This is a genomic window from Polaromonas sp. Polasp52 (assembly GCF_059491565.1).
Genome location: NZ_CP168513.1, coordinates 5,042,469 through 5,063,621 on the forward strand (window position 1 = coordinate 5,042,469; position 21,153 = coordinate 5,063,621).

The 21,153-nt window shown below is 65.6% G+C and carries 14 protein-coding genes; 5 read left to right on the forward strand and 9 right to left on the reverse strand.

Features of this window, described 5'->3' with window-relative positions; all coding sequences use genetic code 11:
- Positions 1–96: 96 nt before the first annotated feature.
- Together ACEN9P_RS23630 and ACEN9P_RS23635 are read right to left on the reverse strand one after the other, a co-directional pair.
- The gene (locus tag ACEN9P_RS23630) at positions 97–2,268 is read right to left on the reverse strand and encodes a response regulator (RefSeq protein ID WP_495620657.1); all 2,172 of its coding nucleotides are present in this window, start codon (positions 2,266–2,268) and stop codon (positions 97–99) included.
- Entirely contained in the window at positions 2,265–8,297 is a 6,033-nt protein-coding gene (locus ACEN9P_RS23635) for a hybrid sensor histidine kinase/response regulator (RefSeq protein ID WP_495620658.1), read from the reverse strand. Before ACEN9P_RS23635 ends, ACEN9P_RS23630 begins: the two co-directional genes overlap by 4 nt.
- A gap of 295 nt (positions 8,298–8,592) precedes the next feature.
- Here ACEN9P_RS23635 and ACEN9P_RS23640 point away from each other — a divergent pair, with 295 nt between their 5' ends.
- Positions 8,593–9,321, forward strand: a complete 729-nt coding sequence (locus ACEN9P_RS23640) for a hypothetical protein (protein WP_495620659.1) — start codon at positions 8,593–8,595, stop codon at positions 9,319–9,321.
- A gap of 90 nt (positions 9,322–9,411) precedes the next feature.
- The gene (locus ACEN9P_RS23645) at positions 9,412–10,323 is read left to right on the forward strand and encodes a hypothetical protein (RefSeq protein WP_477663084.1); all 912 of its coding nucleotides are present in this window, start codon (positions 9,412–9,414) and stop codon (positions 10,321–10,323) included.
- Positions 10,324–10,338: 15 nt separating this feature from the next.
- On the opposite strand, the gene ACEN9P_RS23650 is transcribed toward ACEN9P_RS23645, so the two are convergent.
- Genes ACEN9P_RS23650 through ACEN9P_RS23660 form a run of 3 tightly spaced genes read right to left on the reverse strand, consistent with a single transcriptional unit; the run spans position 10,339 to position 11,391 of the window.
- Positions 10,339–10,548, reverse strand: coding sequence for a hypothetical protein (locus ACEN9P_RS23650; protein ID WP_477663083.1), 210 nt, complete (start codon positions 10,546–10,548; stop codon positions 10,339–10,341).
- Between the two features lie 41 nt (positions 10,549–10,589).
- Positions 10,590–10,925, reverse strand: a complete 336-nt coding sequence (locus ACEN9P_RS23655) for a hypothetical protein (protein ID WP_495620660.1) — start codon at positions 10,923–10,925, stop codon at positions 10,590–10,592.
- A 31-nt stretch (positions 10,926–10,956) separates the two neighbouring features.
- Entirely contained in the window at positions 10,957–11,391 is a 435-nt protein-coding gene (locus ACEN9P_RS23660) for a response regulator (protein ID WP_477716015.1), read from the reverse strand.
- A gap of 318 nt (positions 11,392–11,709) precedes the next feature.
- Here ACEN9P_RS23660 and ACEN9P_RS23665 point away from each other — a divergent pair, with 318 nt between their 5' ends.
- Both ACEN9P_RS23665 and ACEN9P_RS23670 read left to right on the forward strand, forming a co-directional pair.
- Entirely contained in the window at positions 11,710–12,012 is a 303-nt protein-coding gene (locus ACEN9P_RS23665) for a hypothetical protein (protein WP_477663080.1), read from the forward strand.
- Positions 12,013–12,120: 108 nt separating this feature from the next.
- On the forward strand, positions 12,121–14,295 hold the full coding sequence (locus tag ACEN9P_RS23670) for a catalase (protein ID WP_495620661.1): 2,175 nt from the start codon (positions 12,121–12,123) through the stop codon (positions 14,293–14,295).
- Between the two features lie 12 nt (positions 14,296–14,307).
- Here the strand turns inward: ACEN9P_RS23670 and ACEN9P_RS23675 are convergent, their stop codons facing one another.
- From ACEN9P_RS23675 to ACEN9P_RS23685, 3 genes are all read right to left on the reverse strand, one after another.
- Positions 14,308–16,815 carry a penicillin acylase family protein gene (locus ACEN9P_RS23675; protein ID WP_495620662.1) on the reverse strand — a complete coding sequence of 836 codons (2,508 nt, stop codon included), beginning with the start codon at positions 16,813–16,815 and terminating at the stop codon, positions 14,308–14,310.
- Between the two features lie 101 nt (positions 16,816–16,916).
- The gene (locus tag ACEN9P_RS23680; RefSeq protein ID WP_477663077.1) at positions 16,917–17,852 is read right to left on the reverse strand and encodes an FHA domain-containing protein; all 936 of its coding nucleotides are present in this window, start codon (positions 17,850–17,852) and stop codon (positions 16,917–16,919) included.
- A gap of 134 nt (positions 17,853–17,986) precedes the next feature.
- Entirely contained in the window at positions 17,987–19,414 is a 1,428-nt protein-coding gene (locus ACEN9P_RS23685; protein ID WP_495620663.1) for an aldehyde dehydrogenase family protein, read from the reverse strand.
- Between the two features lie 328 nt (positions 19,415–19,742).
- Between ACEN9P_RS23685 and ACEN9P_RS23690 the strand changes: the two genes are divergently transcribed.
- On the forward strand, positions 19,743–20,084 hold the full coding sequence (locus tag ACEN9P_RS23690; RefSeq protein WP_477701044.1) for a hypothetical protein: 342 nt from the start codon (positions 19,743–19,745) through the stop codon (positions 20,082–20,084).
- 145 nt (positions 20,085–20,229) lie between these two features.
- Here the strand turns inward: ACEN9P_RS23690 and ACEN9P_RS23695 are convergent, their stop codons facing one another.
- A complete protein-coding gene (locus ACEN9P_RS23695) occupies positions 20,230–21,153 on the reverse strand; it encodes an LD-carboxypeptidase (protein WP_495620664.1) in 924 nt (307 codons plus the stop codon).

A 21,153-nucleotide genomic window follows, 5' to 3' on the forward strand; every position in this document is an offset into this window, starting at 1 on the left:
AAGTTACTTGCCGCCGGGCAACCCCGGCCAGCTGAACTAAGAAGAGGAAAGAGGAGGATGAGGAGGCAGAGCGCGCCAGGCCGGAGCAAGACCCGCCTAAAGCTCCTTCCGAATCGCCAGCGGTTCACTCACAAGAGACAGCAGGTAATCAATATCCGCTGGCTTCACCACATGATGGTCAAACCCAGCATGTTGCGACCTCTGGCGGCTCTCGGCCTCGCCGTAGCCCGTCAGCGCGATCATCAAGGCATCCCTGGATTCGGGGCTGTTGCGCAACTGTCGGGCCACTTCAAAGCCGTCCATGCCGGGCAGGCCGATGTCGAGGATGAGCACGTCGGGGGCAAACTCCCGGGCCACCTTGAGCGCCGCCGCACCGTCGTTGGCGATCCTGACCACATAACCCTCGAGTTCGAGCAGGACTTTCAGCGTGTCGGCCGATGCCGGCAGGTCGTCGACGACCAGGATTTTGCGGGAGGCCGCCGGCGCCGCCCTGGCGGGCTTGGGTGCGTGTGCGACGGGCGGCGCGGCTCCCTCGGCCATCACGCGGGCCGGGAAGTACACGGAGATGCGGCAGCCCTTGCCGCGCCCCTCGCTGTGCGCCTCCACCCTGCCCTGGTGCAGTTGCACCAGGTGCTTGACCAGCGTGAGGCCTATGCCCAGGCCGCCCTGGGCGCGGTCCAGCGCCTGGTCGCCCTGGGCGAACAGGTCAAAGATATGCGGCATGAATTCGGCCTCTATGCCCTGGCCGGTGTCCGAGACGGTGATGCACAGCTCGTCGCCCTGGAGGGCGGCACCCAGGATGATCCTGCCCCCCGGATCGGTGAACTTGGAGGCGTTGTTGAGCAGGTTGGACAGCACCTGCGACAGGCGCACCAGGTCGCCCTGCAGGACGATGGCCTCGCCGGGGATGTCCAGCGTGAGTTCCTGCTGCCTGGCGGCCAGCAGGGGGTTGCTGGCCTCGACGGCGCGCTCGCACAGGGTGGACAGCCGCACCGCCTCCATGTGCACGGTGACCTTGCCGCGGACTATGCGCGAGACGTCCAGCAGGTCGTCGACCATCCTGGACATGTGGTCCACCTGGCGCGCGATCACATCGCGCGCCCAGGCCACGGTCGGGTCGGCGACCTGGGCCCCGTGGATGATGTGCACCGCATTGCGTATGGGCGCCAGCGGGTTGCGCAGCTCATGGGCCAACATGGCGAGGAACTCGTTCTTGCGGCGGTCGGCCTCCTGCACCAGGGTGTAAAGCCTGGCGTTCTCCATGGCGATGGAGGCCCGGCCCACGACTTCGCTGAGCAGGGCGGCATCGGCCTGCGCGAAGCCGCCGGCCCTGCCGAACAAGATGAGCGCGCCCAGTTGCTGCTCGCCGGCCACCAGCGGGCAGACGGCCATCTCTTCATGGTCGGCCGGAAATTCCGGCCACTCGGCGGGCGGCGTGGCCGCGGGCTGCGCGGCGCACAGCTCGGTCGCGGGCAGGAAGGCTATGTCCCGCGTGAGCATGGCATCACGCACCAGCGCCGCCATGGAGGGGCTCAGGTCGCGCTGGCATTCCAGCAAGACCGGGCCCACGGCGGGATCGGCGCTGCCCGAAATCTTCAGGCAGCGGCAGTGCAGATTCCCATGGCCGTCGAGCAAGGCGACGGCCGCCATGTCGCCCAGGCCGGGCACCGCGATGTCGGCCAGCGCATGGGCGGTGGCGTCGATATGAAGGGACATGGAAAGCCGCTGGCTGGCCTCGGCCAGGTAGGCGGCGCGGCGCGTGGCGTCTTCGGCGGCGGCGCGCGCCGCCTCGGAGCGTGCCAGCGCCTCGCGCTGCGCGGCCTGCTGCTGCAGCTGCCGGTGCATGCGGTGCAGGTCGACAAACACCTTGACCTTGGAACGCAACACGTCGGGCACGACCGGGGACGAGATGTAGTCCACCGCGCCCAGCGCATAGCCCTTGGCGGCCTGGGCTTCATCGACGTAGGCGGTGATGAACAGGATGGGGGTCTGCGCGCTCTTTTTGTACTGCCGTATCAGGCCGGCAGTTTCCAGGCCGTCGATGTCGGGCATGTTCACGTCCAGCAGGATGACGGCGAACTCCATTTCCAGGATCAGGCGCAGGGCCTCCCGGCCTGAACGGGCGCTCACGAGGTTCTGCCCCAGCTCCTCGAGGATGCTGCCCATGACGACGTGCTTTTCGGGCAGGTCGTCGACGATCAGGATGTTGACCGGGTCCGGGTTCAGCATGCTTGCCGGCTCCTGCGGCATGGCGAGGACGGCGCTCATCGCGGCAACCAGGCGCGCAGCACGGCGAGCAGGTTCTCCGTGTTGACGGGTTTGGACAGGTAATCCCAGGCGCCCGCCTCTATGCATTTTTCGCGGTCGCCCTTCATGGCCTTGGCGGTGACCGCGATCATGGGCAGGGTCTTGCCGGCCGGCAACTTGCGGATCTCCTGCATGGTGACCAGGCCGTCCATCACCGGCATCATGATGTCCATCAGCACCACGCTGAGCCGGGGGTCGGAGGCGACCTTGGCGATGGCGTCATGGCCGTTGTCGGCCCAGACGATGTCCATGCCCTCTTCCTCGAGCACGGTGGCCAGCGCGAAGATGTTGCGCATGTCGTCGTCGACGATCAGCACCCGTTTGCCCGCGAGCGACTTGTTGGCGTCGTGCAGGGTCCTCAAGGTGCCGCGCTGCCGCTCCGTCATGCGCGCCTCGTTCACATGCAGGGCATGCAGGGCCAGGTCCAGCACCCGCGGGACGGACCTGGCCTCGCGGAACAGATAGCCGTCGCGGGCCTGCCAGGCGGGCTGGTGCAGCGCGTCTATCGGGCCTTCGCGCCAGACCACCACCGGCAGCGGCCCCAGCACCGAGGGGGCCGGCAAGGTATGGCGCAGCTGCTCGAAACCGTCCTCCAGCGAGGGCTCATCGGTGACGGCGCATTCAAAGCGCGCGAAGTCCTCGGGCTTGACGTCCGCCAGCGAGGCCACCGTCTGGCACAGGATATGGCTGTGGCCCAGCAGGCCGGTGACCTCGGCGCGCAAGGCCTCGTCCTGCAGGGCAACCAGCACATGCCGCACCGGGCGCGAGACATAGCGGTGCAGCTGGTCCAGCATCTCGTCGAGCACTTCCTTGGCGGGGATGGGCTTGGCGATAAAGGCCATGGCGCCGCTGCGGTAGGCACGTTCCTGGGAATCGTCGGTGGAAATGACGCAGACCGGGATATGCCGCACGCTGAAGTCCTGCTTGATGCGCTCCAGCACGCGCCAGCCTTCCATGTCGGGCAGGTGCATGTCCAGCGTGATGGCCGAGGGCTTGAATTCGGCCGCCAGCGTCAGGGCGCCGGCGCCCAGCGAGGTCACCAGGCCCTTGAAGCCCTTGGCGCGCGCGGCGTCCAGCAAAAAGCTGGCGAAAGCCAGGTCGTTCTCGACAATCAGCAGCACAAAGTCGCCGGGCTGGATGTTGTGCCTGTCGTCCGCGGCCTCGTCGGCCGGCGCGGGGGCATCCAGGGACAGGGCGGCGTCGTCGAAGGCGATGTCCTGCTTTTCAAAACCCAGGCGGCTGACGGGCGCGGCGGTTTCCATGCGCTGCTCGGCGCTGCCGCCGGGCTTGCGCGCGCCGCGCCAGGAGGAATAGGTCAGCGGCAGGTAAAGCACAAAGCTGCTGCCCTCGCCCGGCGCGCTGGACAGGCGTATCTCGCCGCCCAGCAGGCGCGAGAGTTCGCGGCTGATGGCCAGGCCCAGGCCGGTGCCGCCGTACTTGCGGGAGGTAGAGCCGTCGGCCTGCTGGAAGGCCTCAAAAATGATCTGCTGCTTGTCGGCGGAAATGCCTATGCCGGTGTCGGTGACGGAAAACGCCAGCACTTGCTGGGCGCGGTTGAGTTCCTCGTGGTCGGTACTCCAGCCGGTGAAGGCCTCCTCGATGGCCAGGGCCACATGGCCCTGGTGGGTGAACTTGAAGGCGTTGGACAGCAGGTTTTTGAGGATTTGCTGCAGGCGCTTGACGTCGGTCACCATGGACACCGGCAGCTGCAGCCCGGTGGTGATCAGGAAGTCCACGTTCTTGGCCTCGGCCACGTGGCGGAAGGTGCGCTCCACATACATCTGCAGGTCGGACAGGCGCAGCTCGTTGACATCCACCACCACCGTGCCCGACTCGATCTTGGACAGGTCCAGGATGTCGTTGATCAGCATCAGCAAGTCATTGCCCGATGAATGGATGGTCTTGGAAAACTCCACCTGCTTGGCGGTCAGGTTGCCTTCGGAGTTCTTGCACAGCTGGTCGGACAGGATCAGCAGGCTGTTGAGCGGCGTGCGCAGCTCGTGCGACATATTGGCCAGGAACTCCGACTTGTACTTGGAGGTCAGCGACAGCTGCTTGGCTTTTTCCTCGAGCGCCTGGCGGGCCTGCTCGACCTCCTGGTTCTTGCGCTCCACCTCGTCGTTCTGCTGCACCAGCAGGTGGGCTTTTTCCTGCAGCTCCTCGTTGGTCTGCTGCAGTTCCTCCTGCCGGCTTTGCAGCTCCTGCGCCAGGGACTGCGACTGGGTCAGCAGGTCTTCGGTGCGCATATTGGCTTCAATCGTGTTGATCACGATGCCAATACTCTCGGTGAGCTGGTCCAGGAAGGCCTGGTGCGTGGGGTTGAAACGCTCGACCGAGGCGAGTTCCACCACACCGCGGACCTGGCCCTCGAAGATGATGGGCAGCACCAGGATGTCCATGGGCGCCACCTCGGTCAGGCCCGACGAGATCCTAAGGCCCTGCGGCAGCGAGGAGGTCAGCAGGATCTTCTGCTTGTCGAAGGCGCACTGGCCAATCAGGCCCTGGCCCAGGTCGATTTCCTTGCCGTAAGCGCCCTGCCCGTCCGAGGCATAGCTGGCCATCAGGCGCAGGCGCGGCCTTTCCTGGGTGTAGCTCAGCACGTAGAACTCGGCCTGCTGGGCGCCCACCACGGGCGCCAGTTCGGACAGGATCAAATGGCCCACGGCCACCAGGTCTTTCTGGCCCTGCAGCATGCGGCTGAACTTGGCCAGGTTGGTCTTGAGCCAGTCCTGCTCGGTGTTGACCTGGGTGGTGTCCTTGAGGTTGCGGATCATTTCATTGATGGTGTCCTTGAGCGCGGCCACCTCGCCCAGAGCCTCCACGGTGATGGAACGCGTCAAATCGCCCTGGGTCACGGCGGTCGCCACCTCTGCAATGGCGCGCACCTGGGTTGTCAGGTTGGCGGCCAGCTGGTTGACGTTTTCGGTCAGGCCTTTCCAGGTGCCAGCCGCGCCCGGCACCTTGGCCTGGCCGCCCAGCTTGCCCTCCACCCCCACCTCGCGCGCCACCGAGGTCACCTGGTCGGCGAAGGTGGCCAGCGTATCAGTCATGCCGTTGATGGTGTCGGCCAGGGCGGCGATCTCGCCCTTGGCCTCCACGGTCAGCTTGCGCTCCAGGTCGCCGTTGGCCACGGCCGTCACCACGCGCGCAATGCCGCGCACCTGGCTGGTCAGGTTGCCGGCCATGAAGTTCACGTTGTCGGTCAAGTCCTTCCAGGTGCCGGCCACGCCTTGCACATCGGCCTGGCCGCCCAGCTTGCCTTCGGTGCCCACCTCGCGCGCCACCCGCGTCACTTCAGAGGCAAAGGAGCGCAGCTGGTCCACCATGGTGTTAATGGTGTTCTTGAGCTCAAGAATCTCACCCTTCACGTCCACCGTGATCTTCTTGGACAGGTCGCCGGCTGCCACGGCCTTGGTCACGTCGGCGATGTTGCGCACCTGGCTGGTCAAATTGCCGGCCATGAAGTTCACGTTGTCGGTCAAGTCCTTCCAGGTGCCGGCCACGCCTTGCACGTCGGCCTGGCCGCCCAGCTTGCCCTCGGTACCCACCTCGCGCGCCACCCGCGTCACTTCGGACGCAAAGGACCGCAACTGGTCCACCATGGTGTTGATGGTGTTCTTGAGCTCGAGAATCTCGCCCTTGACGTCCACCGTGATCTTTTTGGACAGGTCGCCGGCCGCCACGGCCGTCGTCACCTCGGCGATGTTACGCACCTGCGCCGTCAGGTTGGAACCCATGGAGTTGACCGAGTCGGTCAAGTCCTTCCAGGTACCGGCAACGCCCTGCACGTCGGCCTGGCCGCCCAGCTTGCCCTCGGTGCCCACCTCGCGCGCGACGCGCGTCACTTCGGACGCAAAGGATCGCAGCTGGTCCACCATGGTGTTGATGGTGTTCTTGAGCTCCAGGATTTCGCCCTTGACGTCCACCGTGATCTTTTTGGACAGGTCACCGGCCGCCACGGCCGTCGTCACCTCGGCAATATTGCGCACCTGGCCGGTCAGGTTAGAACCCATGGAATTGACCGAGTCGGTCAAGTCCTTCCAGGTGCCGGCCACGCCCTGCACGTCGGCCTGGCCGCCCAGCTTGCCTTCGGTACCCACTTCGCGCGCGACGCGCGTCACTTCAGAGGCAAAGGACCGCAACTGGTCCACCATGGTGTTGATGGTGGCCTTGAGTTCCAGGATTTCACCCTTGACGTCCACGGTGATCTTCTTGGACAGGTCGCCGGCCGCCACGGCCTTGGTCACCTCGGCGATGTTGCGCACCTGGCCCGTCAAATTGGAGCCCATGGAGTTGACCGAGTCGGTCAAGTCCTTCCAGGTGCCGGCAACGCCCTGCACGTCGGCCTGGCCGCCCAGCTTGCCTTCGGTGCCCACCTCGCGCGCCACCCGCGTCACTTCGGAGGCGAATGAGGAAAGCTGGTCCACCATGGTGTTGATGGTGTTCTTGAGTTCGAGAATCTCACCCTTCACGTCCACCGTGATCTTCTTGGAGAGGTCGCCGGCGGCCACGGCCGTCGTCACCTCGGCGATGTTGCGCACTTGGCCCGTGAGGTTGGAACCCATGGAGTTGACCGAGTCGGTCAAGTCCTTCCAGGTGCCGGCCACGCCCTGCACGTCAGCCTGGCCGCCCAGCTTGCCTTCGGTGCCCACCTCGCGCGCCACCCGCGTCACTTCGGAGGCGAATGAGGAAAGCTGGTCCACCATGGTGTTGATGGTGTTCTTGAGCTCCAGGATTTCGCCCTTGACGTCCACCGTGATCTTTTTGGACAGGTCGCCGGCTGCCACGGCCTTGGTCACGTCGGCGATGTTGCGCACCTGGGACGTCAGATTGCCGGCCATGAAGTTCACGTTGTCGGTCAAGTCCTTCCAGGTGCCGGCCACGCCTTGCACGTCGGCCTGGCCGCCCAGCTTGCCCTCGGTACCCACCTCGCGCGCCACCCGCGTCACTTCGGACGCAAAGGACCGCAACTGGTCCACCATGGTGTTGATGGTGTTCTTGAGTTCAAGAATCTCGCCCTTGACGTCCACCGTGATCTTTTTGGACAGGTCGCCGGCCGCCACGGCCGTCGTCACCTCGGCGATGTTGCGCACCTGCGCCGTGAGGTTGGAGCCCATGGAGTTGACCGAGTCGGTCAAGTCCTTCCAGGTGCCGGCAACGCCCTGCACGTCGGCCTGGCCGCCCAGCTTGCCCTCGGTGCCCACTTCGCGCGCGACGCGCGTCACCTCGGCCGAGAAGGTGCCCAGCTGCTCCACCATCTTGTTGATGATCATGGCGGTGCGCAGGAACTCGCCTTCGAGCGCCTTGCCCTCGGCCTCCAGCGCCATGCTCTTGGACAGGTCGCCTTGCGCCACGGCGCCTATCACGCGCGCTACTTCGCTGGTCGGGTGCACCAGGTCGGCGATCAGCGAATTGATGGACTCGGCGGAGTCGCGCCAGAAACCCGAGGCGTCGGGCACAAAGGCCCGCTCCTTGAGGCGCCCCTGCTTGCCGACCACACGGCTCAGGCGTTCGAGTTCGCGCGCCATGCGCACGTTTTCAGAAACCACGTCGTTAAAGGCATCGGCCACCTTGCCGGGAACACCGGTCCAGTCTTGCGGCAATGAAGCGCGCGCGTCGCCCTTTTTGAGGTCGGTCAAGGCGGTCAGCACCACCTTGGTCTGCTCCGTGACCGTCTCGGCTTCGTCGAGCACGGTGTTGATGGCCATCGCGTTCTGCAGCCAGAAGCCTGAGAGTTTTTCCTCGGGCAGACGCCGGCTGGCGCGTGTCGACAGGCGGGACTTGGACGCCAGGCCTTTGCAGCGGCTGGTGGTCGCGGTCGTCATGGCCGACAGCTGATTGAATTCGGCGGCGATCTTTCCATAGACGCCGTCCCACTCGGTTGGCAGTGTGACGCCGGCTTCCCCACGCCTGAGCGCGCTCAGGGATTTGAGAATGGACTTCAATTCGGTGTCGCGCTCCACCACCGAAAGCTTGGTCAAAGCTTCCATGCTGTTCATCCTGTATTGAGGGTAACTTTTTGTAGAAACGGGTGCCGAGATTACTCGCGAAGATACAGAATGACAATCAAATCGCACACTATTTTCCTAAGCGAGAAAACAATGTGCGGCGAGCTTGTCACAAGGGCCAAACTGTAGGTTTTGGCTTACACGAGCTCCGCTTTGAGCGCTGTACATTTTGGAGTTACGCCTTGAAAAATATCGCGACCGGATGTGCGTCGCTGCACGGCGTGGGCCCTGCAGACTCGCCTGCAGTTTTTGTGAAACCACCATCGGCGGCAGCACCATGAGCGTTCCATCCAGCAGCACAGCAACACAGGCAAGCGGATTGCAAAGGTGCGAGGCGGAAGCGGCGCACTACGCGCTGCTGCGCCGGCTGGCCCCGGTGATACGCCACAACATGGCGGGAACGCTGCAGCCGATTGCCATGGTGGCGGCGATGCTGGAGCGGCGCCTGCAAAAAACCGACACGGATCCGGAAGCCCTGCTGAGAAACGCGCGCGATATCGTGGCGCTGACCAAGGAAGCGGCCGCATCCTGCGTGGACCTGATGAGCTGGCTGGCACCCAAGGAAAAGCGGCTGGTCATAGCCGGCGCGGGCATCGCGGAATGCCTGGGCATGGTGGCGACGCAGCTGTCGTTCAAGGGCTTTTCGGTGGTCGACAACACCGGCGGCCCGCTTGTGCAACTGCCCCAGTCGGCGCTTCGCACCGTGCTGACCGCGGCCCTCATCGCGCTGACCGATGCGGCCGCCGCGCCCGGCAAGGTGCTCATAAGGGCGGAATTCGCGCAGGACATTCTTTCCCTTCACGTCGAGCTCAAGCCGGACGATGCCGCCGAGCCCATGCGCGCGGCGGACAAGCCGCCCTACCGCCTGCTGGACTGGCGCGATGTGCAGGTACTGGCGCAGCAGGAATCCGTACACATGGTTCGCGCGGAGAACCGGCTCACGCTGCAATTCGAAGCCACCGCCGCGGCGGATTCGCCGGCGCGGGCGGAGACGGCGCAAGCCTGAACGGCCGCAAGCTTCAGGCTCGCGGCGACTCCGTGTAGGACGAGGGAGCGTATGCACAACAGGCCTCGTTCGCGCTGGCACACTGAGGCCATGAGTTCTCTTCGACGTTTGGGGCGCCATGCCCTGCTGTGCGGCTGGCTGCTTTGCGCCGCCCATTTCCCGGCCGCGGCGCAAGCGCCGCAGGCAGCCGCCGCGAATGCGGAATCCGGCGCGCCGGCCCTGCTCGAAAAGCACGCGGAGCTGGCCGGGCAGCTTGCGCAGAATGCCTACCGCAGGCCGCTGTTCCTGGAGTCGGCCGAAAGCGCCAATGAGGTGACCGGCAGCGCGTATGCGGTGCTGAATTCGCCCTTCGCCACGGTCAGCGGCGCCTTCAAAAGCCCCAGGCGCTGGTGCGAGATGCTGATATTGCACATCAACACCAAGTACTGCCATGCGAGCGCCGACGAAAGCCCGAGCATGCTGAACATGCACATCGGCAAAAAGACCGAGCAGCCACTGGAAGACGCTTTTGCGCTGCAATTCAGCTACCGTCTGGCCGCCAGCTCGCCCGACTACCTGGCGGCGAACCTGAGGTCGGACAAAGGCCCCCTGGGCACCAACAACTACCGTATCGAGCTGCAGGCGGTGCCGCTTCCCGGCGGCAAGACCTTTATGCACCTGCGCTACTCCTACGGCTACGGCGTCGCCGGCCGCCTGGCCATGCAGGGCTACCTGGCCACGGCCGGCAGCGGCAAGGTGGGTTTCACGCGGGTGCAACGCGGCACCACCACCGCCTTTGTGGACGGCATGCGCGGCACGGTGGAGCGCAACACCATGCGCTACTACCTGGCCATAGAGGCCTACCTGGCCTCGCTGGACAAGCCGCCGGCCCAGCAACTCGAGGCGCGGCTGCAACACTGGTTCGACGCGACCGAGCAGTACGCCCGGCAGCTGCATGAGGTGGACAAGGAAAGCTACCTCAGCATGAAGCGGGCCGAATACCAGCGCCAGCAAGCCTCCTGAGCTGGAAGCGAATGGCTAGAAGTCGGAAGTCCTGGCCGGCCTGGCCTGGGGCGGCACGTGGGTGCCCGGCTCGCGAATCGGCAGCGTGGGCTCAGGCGGCGGCGGATCGGTGATCTCGGGCGGCATGCCCGGTTCGGGCGGCACGATCAGCGGCGGGACTTCCTCGGGAATATGGATGCCCGGTGTGCCGGGCGGCGGCTGGGGAACATGAAGATGCAGGGGCATTGAGATTTTCCTTGACCTTGATTCAGGGTGCCCGCCCGGCCTTATCGCAAGCGGGACCGGCGCGCCAGCTGCAGGCGGCCGCGCAGTTGCGAACGCAAGGCCAGCATGGCCAGTGCGCCCGCCGCGGCGGCCAGCAGGGCTGACTGGCCGGGCCGGGCCGCGACATGCGCGCGGACGGCCTGCGTGAACGGCAAACCACGCTTGCCGGCGACGGCAGAACCGGATGGCGGCAGCGGCAGCGCGGCGGCACCGCCCTGCCCTTCAACCAGCACGGCTTCTTCGGCCGTCTGGAACACATCGTCGTCCAGCCGCCTGGGCCCGCTATAGGGCGGCAGCTCAAGGGGCATATCGGCGAGTGAAGCCGCAGGTGTGCTCATGGTCCGGGCTGGCTGTGCTGCGGGTTGGGGTTCAGGCGGACTGCAGCCTTGCATCCAGTGCGTTCCTGGAGTCGTCATTGGCCGCGGTTTCCAGCTTGCGGCTCTGCGTGAGGCAGTAGGCCAGCAGGCAATCGATTTCGGTGGACTTGTCGAACACCGCGTCCACGCCCAGCTCGGCGCAGCGCATGCGCATTTCGCGCGTGGCGTAGTTGCTGAAGACCACGATCTTCTGCGAGGGGCTGCGCTCGCGGCAGGCCTGCAGGATCCTGAGGCCGCTGCCCTGCTTGAGGAACAGGTCGACGATGGCCAGGTCCCACTGGCCTTCATGGTGCGTCAGCCATTCGGTGCCCTCGTCTTCGGTTTCACAGCTGCCGACCGACTGCACGGGCGCCAGCTCTTCCAGCGTGCTGATCAGGTTGTCGCGGATGGTCGGATTGTCTTCCACGAGGTAGGTTCGCATTTTCATGGTGGGGTGCCGATCCGCAACAAAGGCAAACAAGGGTGGTGGGGTGGGCTCATGCCGGTTTTCATGTCCTTGAATTTACGTGTGCTGCCCGCGGCTTTGTGCCGGAGGGGCGAGCATGGCCTTGTAGGAGAAAAGGCCACCCGGTGCCACGGGCTTCTTCAAAAACCATGGGACCGGGGAAGAAAGCGCGCCCGCGCCAGTTCCTGGTGGGCCGGTAAGCGGTGTCTTACGCGAGGAGCAGAAAGCCCTTACATGGCACGCCGACGTCGGGCTACCGCCCGGCCGCCCGCGAGCCCGTAATGTCCATGCACCACCCCAGTGACGATCACCCAAGCACAGGAAACCACCACCATGAAGCTGATGGCCGGACTTTTGACAGGCATGGCCGCGGGGCTGCTGACCGCCTGGCGAGTCCATGCCGACCCTCGCAATATCGACCTGCTCCATGCTTTCCTGACGGTGCTGGTCTGCGCGGCAGGCCTGTTCCTGGTGTCCATGGCCCTGCCGGACAGCATCGCGCAAGTCCTGCAGGAATTCATGGCCTGGTGCCTGGCGGGCACGATTGCCGCGCTGGGCCTGCTGGCCACCGTCAAAGTGCTGGAAGGCCTGCTCGACAACTGACCGCCACACGGCGCCGGTGCTTGGCCGATGTTTGCGCACCTTCCCTCCCGCATCCGCCTGTAGGCCATCGGCCCCAGGCGGAGCCTCTTTTTTGACACAAGGATGTTCATGCCGCCCTCCAAGCGCAACACTGCCAGCCCCCATCGGACCACGGATGGCGCCAAAGACAAGAAGACCCAGCTGGAAGGCTTCACCGCGGGCAACGCCCCGGTGCTGACGACCAACCAGGGCCTGCAGATTCCGGACAACCACAACTCGCTGAAAGCCGGGGTGCGCGGCCCGACCCTGCTGGAGGACTTCATACTCCGCGAAAAAATCACCCACTTCGACCACGAGCGCATTCCGGAGCGCGCGGTGCATGCCCGGGGCGCGGGCGCGCACGGCTATTTCAAGCCCTACAAGTCCATGGTGCAGTACACCAGCGCCGGTTTTTTGCAGGACCCGGATGTGGAAACACCGGTCTTCGTGCGCTTTTCCACCGTGGCAGGCTCCCGGGGTTCGGCCGACACGGTGCGCGACGTGCGCGGCTTCGCGGTGAAGTTCTACACCGCCGAAGGCAATTACGACCTGGTGGGCAACAACATCCCGGTGTTCTTTATCCAGGACGCGATCAAGTTCCCGGACCTGGTCCATGCGGTCAAGCCGGAACCGCACAACGAAATGCCGCAGGCGGCCAGCGCCCACGACACCTTCTGGGACTTCGCCTCGCTGATGCCCGAATCCACCCACATGCTGATGTGGGCCATGTCGGACCGCGCCTTGCCGCGCAGCTTTCGCATGATGGAGGGCTTTGGGGTGCACGCCTTTCGCTTCATCAATGCCCGGGGCGGCGCCTTTTTTGTGAAGTTCCACTGGAAGCCCAAGCTGGGCGTGCACGGCCTGGCCTGGGACGAGGCGCAGAAGATCGCCGGCAAGGACCCCGACTTCCACAGGCGCGACCTGTGGGAGGCGATTGAAAGCGGCAACTTCCCGGAGTGGGAGCTGGGCGTGCAGATCGTCGACGAAGGCAAGGAGGCCGAACTGGGCTTTGACATCCTCGACCCGACCAAGCTGATTCCCGAGGCGCAGGTGCCGGTGCAGCCCATAGGCAAGATGGTGCTGAACCGCAACCCGGACAATTTTTTCGCTGAAACCGAGCAGGTGGCCTTCCACCCGGGCCACCTGGTGCCGGGCATAGACTTTTCCAACGACCCGCTGCTGCAGGGCCGGCTGTTCTCGTACACCGACACCCAGCTGTCGCGCCTGGGCGGCGCCAACTTCCATGAAATCCCGATCAACCGCGCGGTCTGCCCCATGCACAACTTCCAGCGCGACGGCATGCACCGCCAGGCCATTGCCAAGGGCCGGGTCGCCTACGAGCCCAACACGCTGGGCAACGGCACCGAGTTCAGGGTGGACGGCGGCGCGCAAGGCTTCCAGTCTTACCCCGAACAGCTGGAGCCACCGAAACTGCGGCGCCGCAGCCCGTCGTTTGACGACCATTTTTCCCAGGCCGAGCTGTTCTGGAACAGCCAGAGCCTGCCGGAGAAAGACCATATCGTGGCAGCCTTTCGTTTTGAGCTTTCCAAGGTGGAAGTGCCCGAGATCCGCCAGCGCATGGTGGACAACCTGGCCCATGTGGACCTGAAGCTGGCCACGCGCGTGGCCGCGCCCCTGGGCATCAAACCGCCCGACCCCAAGGCCGCGGCCGGCCGGCTGGGTTTTCGCGAGCACCGCATCACCAGCAAGGTGGAGGAAGACCCGGCCCTGCGCATGGTTGGGCGACCGGGCGGCAGCGCCAAGACGCGCAAGGTGGCCATCCTGGTGGCCGACGGCGTGGAAGCCGCGGCGCTCAAACGCCTGCAGCAGGACCTGCTGGACGCCGGCGCCCAGTGCAAGCTGGTGGCGCCGCACCTGGGCACCGTGAGCACCTCGTCGGGCCGGCAGCTGGCGGTGGACCACACTTTCACCAACATGCCCTCGGTGATGTTCGACGCGGTGCTGATACCCGGCGGCAGCGAGAGCGCCGCCACGCTGGGCGCCATGGGCGAAGCGGTGCACTTTGTGCTGGAGGCCTACAAGCACTGCAAGACGATTTGCGCGGTGAACGACGGCGCGCAGCTGCTGTCCACCCTGGGTTTCAGCCTGGGCAAAGACCCGGAAGCCGTCAGCGAGCCCACGCCGGGCGTCATCATTGCCGATGCGCGCAAGGTCACGGACGGCCAGGTGTCGCAGGATTTGCTGGCGGCGATCGCGCAGCACCGCCACTGGGACCGGCTCAACGTGGACGCGATCCCGGCCTGAGCCTCAGGGCCATCAGGGCGTCAGCGTGAGCTGGTGCGCGAAGGCCGGTGGGTTCATCCGCAGGGGCCGGTATTGCACGGCGGCCCAGCTATCGCGCATGTCGCGGTAGCGGCCCGAAAACACCAGGCCGCTCTGCCCGGTCTGGTAGATAAAAAGGGATTTCTCGGGGGCGCCCATGTCGTAGACCGCGCGCAGGGACGCGGCCTGCCGGTTGGCAAAAGGCGTGGCATCGCCCGTGGCCCAGTACTGGCCCACGTTGACCGTGAACGGGTCGCCGCCCGTGGGCACGCGCACGTCAAACCAGGGCGCGAGCCAGGCGACGTTGCCGAAGGGCTTGTGCGCCGACAAGGCCGGATGCGCCCTGCCCCAGGTCCAGCCGCCCACGTCGGCGCCGTAAGCCGCCTGCAGGCGGTCCAGCGCCCGGGCCAGCGCCGCCTCGGACTGCGCCTGACAACCGGCCGCGCCGCACCAGTTGCCGTCCTGGCGCTCCAGGATGTCTTCCAGTGCGCTCCTGAAATGGCGCTTGCCGTAAAGCGGCCTGAAGGTCGCCTCGCCCAGCTTGCCACCCAGGATGCCGCGCGTGAGCTCGTCGGCCCAGGCGGCAAACACCAGCGGCGCGGCCTGGTCGGCGCGCATGGTGCCGTCAAAACCGGCCAGGGCTTTGCGCGCGGCTTCGGCCAGCGGGTGCTTCACCGGCTGCGCCAGCGTTTTTTGCAGGAAAGGCAGCAGCTTGAGCGTCGCGGGCGACAGCAGGTCGGCCTGGATTTTTTGCATGGAGGCCACATCGTGCTTTGGCGCGGCCGCCAGCAAGTGCTCGATGCGGTCGTAGCGGTAAGGCACGGTCCAGTCCTGGCCCATGAAGAAGGGGTAAGCCGGCGGCGTGATGCGCTGGTTGGCCGTGGCCCACCAGCCTTTGGCCTCGATGGCGGCGCGGCCGGCCTCGGGCGTTTGCGCGTACGGCAGCCAGCCGGCCCAGTCGTAGCGGGCGTCCCATCCCGGCGACGGCGCGATGCCGCGAATGTCGTTGTCGGGCCGGCGCAGCGGCACCTTGCCGGCGGCCTTGAAGGCCAGGCCGCCCGCGACATCCGCCGCGACGACGTTTTGCATGGGCGAGTGGTGCGTCGCGAAGGCGTCCACCAGTTCCTGCACGGACTGGGCGCGGTTGATGCGCAGGCCCGCGAGCACCGTCTGGTTGTCGGCGTCCAGCGCGCTCCAGCGCAGCGCGATGACGTATTTGCGGGTGTCCAGCAGCTCGACGTGCGATTTCTGCACGTCGCTGAGCACCGGGCCGTGGCGGGTTTCACGCACGTCCAGCAGCACATCGGGCTGGCCCTTGACCTTGATGGTTTCGCGGCGGGTCTGGAAGTCGGCCCAGGCGGTGCCTGCGGCGGCCGGGATGCGGTATTGCCCGGGGTTGGCGGGATTGATCTGCTCGAGGTACAGGTCCTGCACGTCGGGCGCGGTGTTGGTGAATCCCCAGGCCATTTTTTGGGTGCGGCCCAGGACCACAAAAGGCAGGCCGGGCAAGGTCGCGCCTATGACGTCCAGCCCGGGGCCTCCATCACCACCTCCGCCGGCGGGCGCCTGCAGGCGCGCGAAGTACCAGATGGCCGGCGCCGACAGGCCCAGGTGCGGGTCGTTGGCCAGCAGGGGTTTGCCGCTGGTGCTGTGCGAGCCCGCCACCACCCAGTTGTTGGAGCCCTTGCCGTCGACCTCGCCCAGCGCCCCGGCCCAGTGGTTGATGCCTTGCGCCATGGCGACCGCGCTGGCGTCCGGGCCGCGGGAGACCTTTTGGGTGGCGGGAAGCTCGGCCCGGTACACGCCGAGCTCGGCGTAGAGCTTGCTGAAGTCCACTTTCGACGCCGGCTGCTCACCCGGATAAGGCGGGAACAACTGCCAGAGTTCGGGGGTCTTGAGCACCCGGGCGGCCGACAGGCGCGCGAATTCGGTGCCCCAGTTGCCGCCCAGGTCCAGCGCCATCATCAGCGACCAGGCCAGGCTGTCGGTAGGCGCCCAGGCCGTGCCGGAATTGCCGCCGGGCTTGACGCCCAGGATGTGGAACTCGGGGGACAAGGCCTGCGGCGAGCCGGCGTAAAAGGCATTGATGCCCTCGCTATAAGCCTGCATGGCCTCGCGTCCCTCGGCGGGCAGGCCCTGCCACTGGCGTTCGGCGGCGCGCACCACGCCCAGCGTGCGCAGCAGCTTGTCGGTGTCCAGCGTGGCCGGCCCGAACACTTCGGAGAGCTCGCCGTGCATCGCGCGCCGGTTGAACTCCAGCTGCCAGCCGCGTTCCTGGGCGTGCACATAGCCAAGGGCGAACCAGGCGTCGCGCGGTGATTGGGCCTTGATGTGGGTGATGTCGGACGGGTCGCGCGCCAGGGTCACGCGATCCCGCAGGCCGGCGGCCCGCAGCTCACCGTCCAGCGCGGGGCTGGCCCGGTACACATAAATGCCCAAGGCCGCCGCGGCAAGCAGCAGCAAGGCGGCCAGGGCGGCAAAAATCCGTTTGAACCAGACCAAGATCGTGTTCCCTGTAAGTTCGCCGGAGGGAGGTCACCCGGCGGCAGCGCCACGGCGCGTGGCGGGCCTCGATATCCTGCACCCGGCAGGATGGCCCCGGCCTATTTTTTCTGCAAGTGCATTTTGCCGTCGGCAAACTTGAAACTGACGGTGGGCACGGTGAAATCTTCAAAGGGGGCGCCCAGCGCGATCTCGCCTTCAAGCAGCAGCACGCACTCCTGCCGGCGCAACGCGATCACCGCTGCGTTGTCGGAAAAGCGCACCCAGGTGCCGTAGCTGCTGACGTCTTCGAGGAAAAACTTGCCGGCGCGGTATTCAATCCGGGCGTGCCGGCGGGACACGCGCGGGTCCTGCACCACAAAATGCGCATCCTGGTCGCGGCCCAGGAAGATGGGCAGCTCGGTCGAGGCGAAGGCGGTGTTGATGTCCAGCCAGCACAGCTCGATCAGCGCCAGGGCGGCGGCCGGCGGCGTCGCCGGCGGCACCGTGAGGCTGGCGGGCACCGTGAAGGACTCCGACATGACCTCGGACTGCCATTCGATGCGGTGCACCAGGCAGGCCTCGCTGCGGCCGCGGATTTCCAGCGCGCCCAGGCTGCGCGAGCGCACGAGTGTGTCGGAGGGTAAGTGCCGGATGACGGCGTCGGTGGCCAGGATCTGGTCGGGGCCCGAGAGGTCGCTCAGGCGCGAGGCCAGGTTGACGGCGTCGCCGAAGCAGTCGCCGTCCTGCTCGACGATTTCACCGCGCGCCACGCCCACTTGCAGGCGCATCTTGAGCTGCTCGGGCCAGTTGCGGATGCGCTCGCGGTGGACCCGCTGCAGTTCGGTCACCGCGTCGACGGCGTCCGCATTGTCGGGAAACACCACCAGCACGCCGTCGCCGAGGTATTTCACGACGTGGCCGCGGTAGGCATGGCAGACCTTGCCTATCCACTGGGTCAGTCGCGTGATGGCCTGTGTGGCCTTGGCATTGCCCAGTGATTCAAAAACCCCAGTGCTTCCTGTGAGATCGGCAAAAACGACGGTAACTTCTGCCATAAATCGATGTAACTGCTTGTAGTTTTGACGCCATTAAAACATAAGTAGCACATAGAACTTATGACAAAGGCGTCCCGGCGCGTTGCCCTGGCCACCTGCCCGGCCGGGCGGAACCGGGGCCGGGGCGCAAAAACTCAGCTCGCGCTGGGCTTGAGCTGCATGGCCTTGAATTCCAGGAATTCCTCAAAGCCGTAGATGCCGTTTTCTCGGCCGTTTCCTGACTGTTTGTAACCGCCGAAGGGCGCCTGGCCGTTGAAAGGCCCGCCGTTGATGTCGACCTGCCCGGTGCGCAGGCGGCGCGCGACTTTCATGGCGTGCTCGTCGGTGCCGCTCCAGACGGCGCCGCCCAGGCCGTAAATGGTGCTGTTGGCGATCGCCACGGCCTCTTCCTCGTCCTTGTAGGGAATGACCACCAGCACCGGGCCGAAGATTTCCTCCTGGGCGAGGGTGTCGGTGGCCTTGATGCCCAGAATGGTGGGCTGGACAAAATAGCCCTTGTCGAAAGCGGGCGCCTCGGCGCCGCCGGCGATCACGTCCGCGCCCTCCTCGATGCCGGTGCGGATGAATCCCAGCACGCGGTCGCGCTGGCCGGCGCTGACCAGGGGGCCCAGCTTGCTGCCCTCTTCCAGGCTGGGGCCTATGCTGAACTTGGCGATGGCGGCCTGGGCCAGGGCCTTGACCTCTTCGTAGCGCCCGGCCGGCACCAGCAGGCGGGTGTGGGCTGAGCAGGTCTGCCCGCTGTTGAGCATGCAGGCCGAAACCGTGCCTTTGACGGCGGCCTCGAAATTGGCGTCGTCGAGCACCACGCTGGCCGACTTGCCGCCCAGCTCCAGCGCCACGCGCTTGATGGTCTGGCTGGCCAGCTCACCGACGCGCTTGCCGGCGCGGGTGGAGCCGGTAAAGCTCACCATATCGACTTCCGGGTGGGTGGCCAGCACCTCGCCCACCACCGGGCCCATGCCGTTGACCAGGTTGAACACGCCGGGCGGCAGGCCCGCCTCGTGAATGATCTCGGCCAGGATCATGGCGTTGACCGGCGCGATCTCGCTGGGCTTGAGCACCACGGTGCAGCCGGCCACCATGGCCGGGGCGATCTTCAGCGTGATCTGGCTCAGCGGGAAATTCCAGGGCGTGATGCAGCCGACCACGCCGATCGCCTCGCGCACCACCAGCGAGTTGCCGACGGTCTTTTCCCATTCAAACTGGCGCGCCACCTTGGCGAAATTGGCCCAGTGCCAGGCCGGGCCGCCCACCTGGACGGCACGGGCCATCTTCAGGGGCATGCCGACTTCGCGGGCAATCGCCACGGCTAGGTCCTCGGTGCGGGCCTTGACGCCGGCCGCCACCTTGTCGAGGTAGGCCGCGCGCGTCTCGACCGGCAGGGCCGCCCAGCCCTCAAAGGCCGCGCGGGCCGCCAGCACGGCGGCTTCGGCCTCTGCCGCGGTGCCGGCGGGCACCGTCGCCATCAGCGCCTCGGTGCTGGAATCATGGACGGGCAGGGTTTCGGGAGACTGGGCCTTGACCCATTGGCCATTGATGTAATGCGCGGGATATACGGTCATTTGTGTGCTCATGGCGGTCCGGAAAAGGCGTGAAGAAGGCCAGGGGAAGGCCCAAAAAATGGTGAATAATGCCGAAAAAAAGGGTGAGTGACTTTCGACTCACAGGGAAAATCCCTCTGTAGGCCTAAAGATTTAAACAGTGTTCAAAACCAGAATCAACTTGACATCTGGTTACTAACTCCTTGATTCATTTGTTGTTTTGCGTTAACCATTTCACACAAAACACCTTGCATATCCTTAGATGTCGTCTTAATCTAACAGAAGACGCCGTTCCGCGGGGACGCGGACAAATATCCCACGGATGTTCCGGTAGAAAGTTGTGAAACACATGCGCTGGTTAAAACCGAATCTGAAAAGCAGCTTCATGGCTTTGCTGGGCTCTGGCGAGGTCACACCTTCCATACTGGAAGACCGCACCGAGGACATCCGCCAGTTCATTCTCGACGAACTCGGCGAATTCGGCGAAAAACACTATCCCAAGATTACCCGCCGCGTGCGCTACGCCCAGGACGTGCAAAGCCTGTGGTACACCCGCGGCGACGTGATGGCGGTGCTGGCGGCCATGCACGGTGAGACCATCGCCCGTGAAAAAGTCAGCCGCATCAGCGACAAATTCAAGGGCATGCTGCCGCGCGGACTGAGTTCGCGGTCCAGCCCGCTCACCACCTGAACCCCTTTTTCTTGCTTTTCCTTCGTTAGTTCTTTTTCAGTTTCTCCAGTTTCTTCCTGGCCTCCAAGGCAACTTTTTAAACCAGCTTCTAGCTGGTTTATTTTTGTCCGCTCGCAGCCGGCGCCCCGCGCGCCGGCCTGCCCGCTCAGTGCAGATGGCCCCAGAGCACAAAGGCGTCGCGCCCCTCCACCGCCAGGGTGGTTTTCAGGCCCACCGGCAGCACCACCTTGGTCGGCACATGGCCGAAAGGCAGTCCCGTCAGCACGCGCGCCTTGACCTTGCTTTGCAGCCAGGCAATCACCGTCGCCAGCTTGAAGCCCTTGTCGTGCGGCACCAGCGCGTAATTCGTGAACTGCCCGAAGACGATGGCTTTTTGCTGGCCCAGCACGCCGGCATGCAGCAGCTGGGTCAGCATGCGTTCCACGCGGTAGGGATGCTCGGCGACGTCTTCGATGAACAGGATGCCGCCCTTGACCGTGGGCAGGTAGGGCGTGCCCACCAGCGAGGACAGCATGGCCAGGTTGCCGCCCCAGAGCACCGCATCCTTGATCATGAAATCGGCGGCCGGTTTGGCATCGGCCGCGGGTTTGGGCAATTGCCAGCCCGTGCCCTCGCCCTGCCCCGTGATCAGGTCGTCGAAACAGGCTTCGGTAATTTCGTCCGGCGCCTGGGCGCCGAAATCCTCGCCCAGCGCCGGACCGGCCCAGGTCACCGCGCCGGTCTTGGCCATCACCGCCATCTGGAAGGCCGTGAAGTCGCTCAGGCCTACGAAGCGGGTGCCGCCCGCGATGGCCTTGGCGACGGCCTTGTAGGGAATGCCCGGCAGGATGCGCGACAGGCCGTAGCCGCCGCGTGAGATCAGGGCCACGTCGGCGCCGCTGGCAGCCGCGCGGTGGATGGCCGCCAGCCGGGTGTCGTCGCCGCCGGCGAAACGCTGGTGGCGCGCGAGCGCGTCGGTGTCGACCTCGACTTCATGGCCCAGGGCGGTGAGGCGCTGCACGCCGCGCTTGAAAGCGGCTTTGTCGCGCACGGCGCTGGAGGGGGAGTAGATGTAGATATGTTTTTTCAC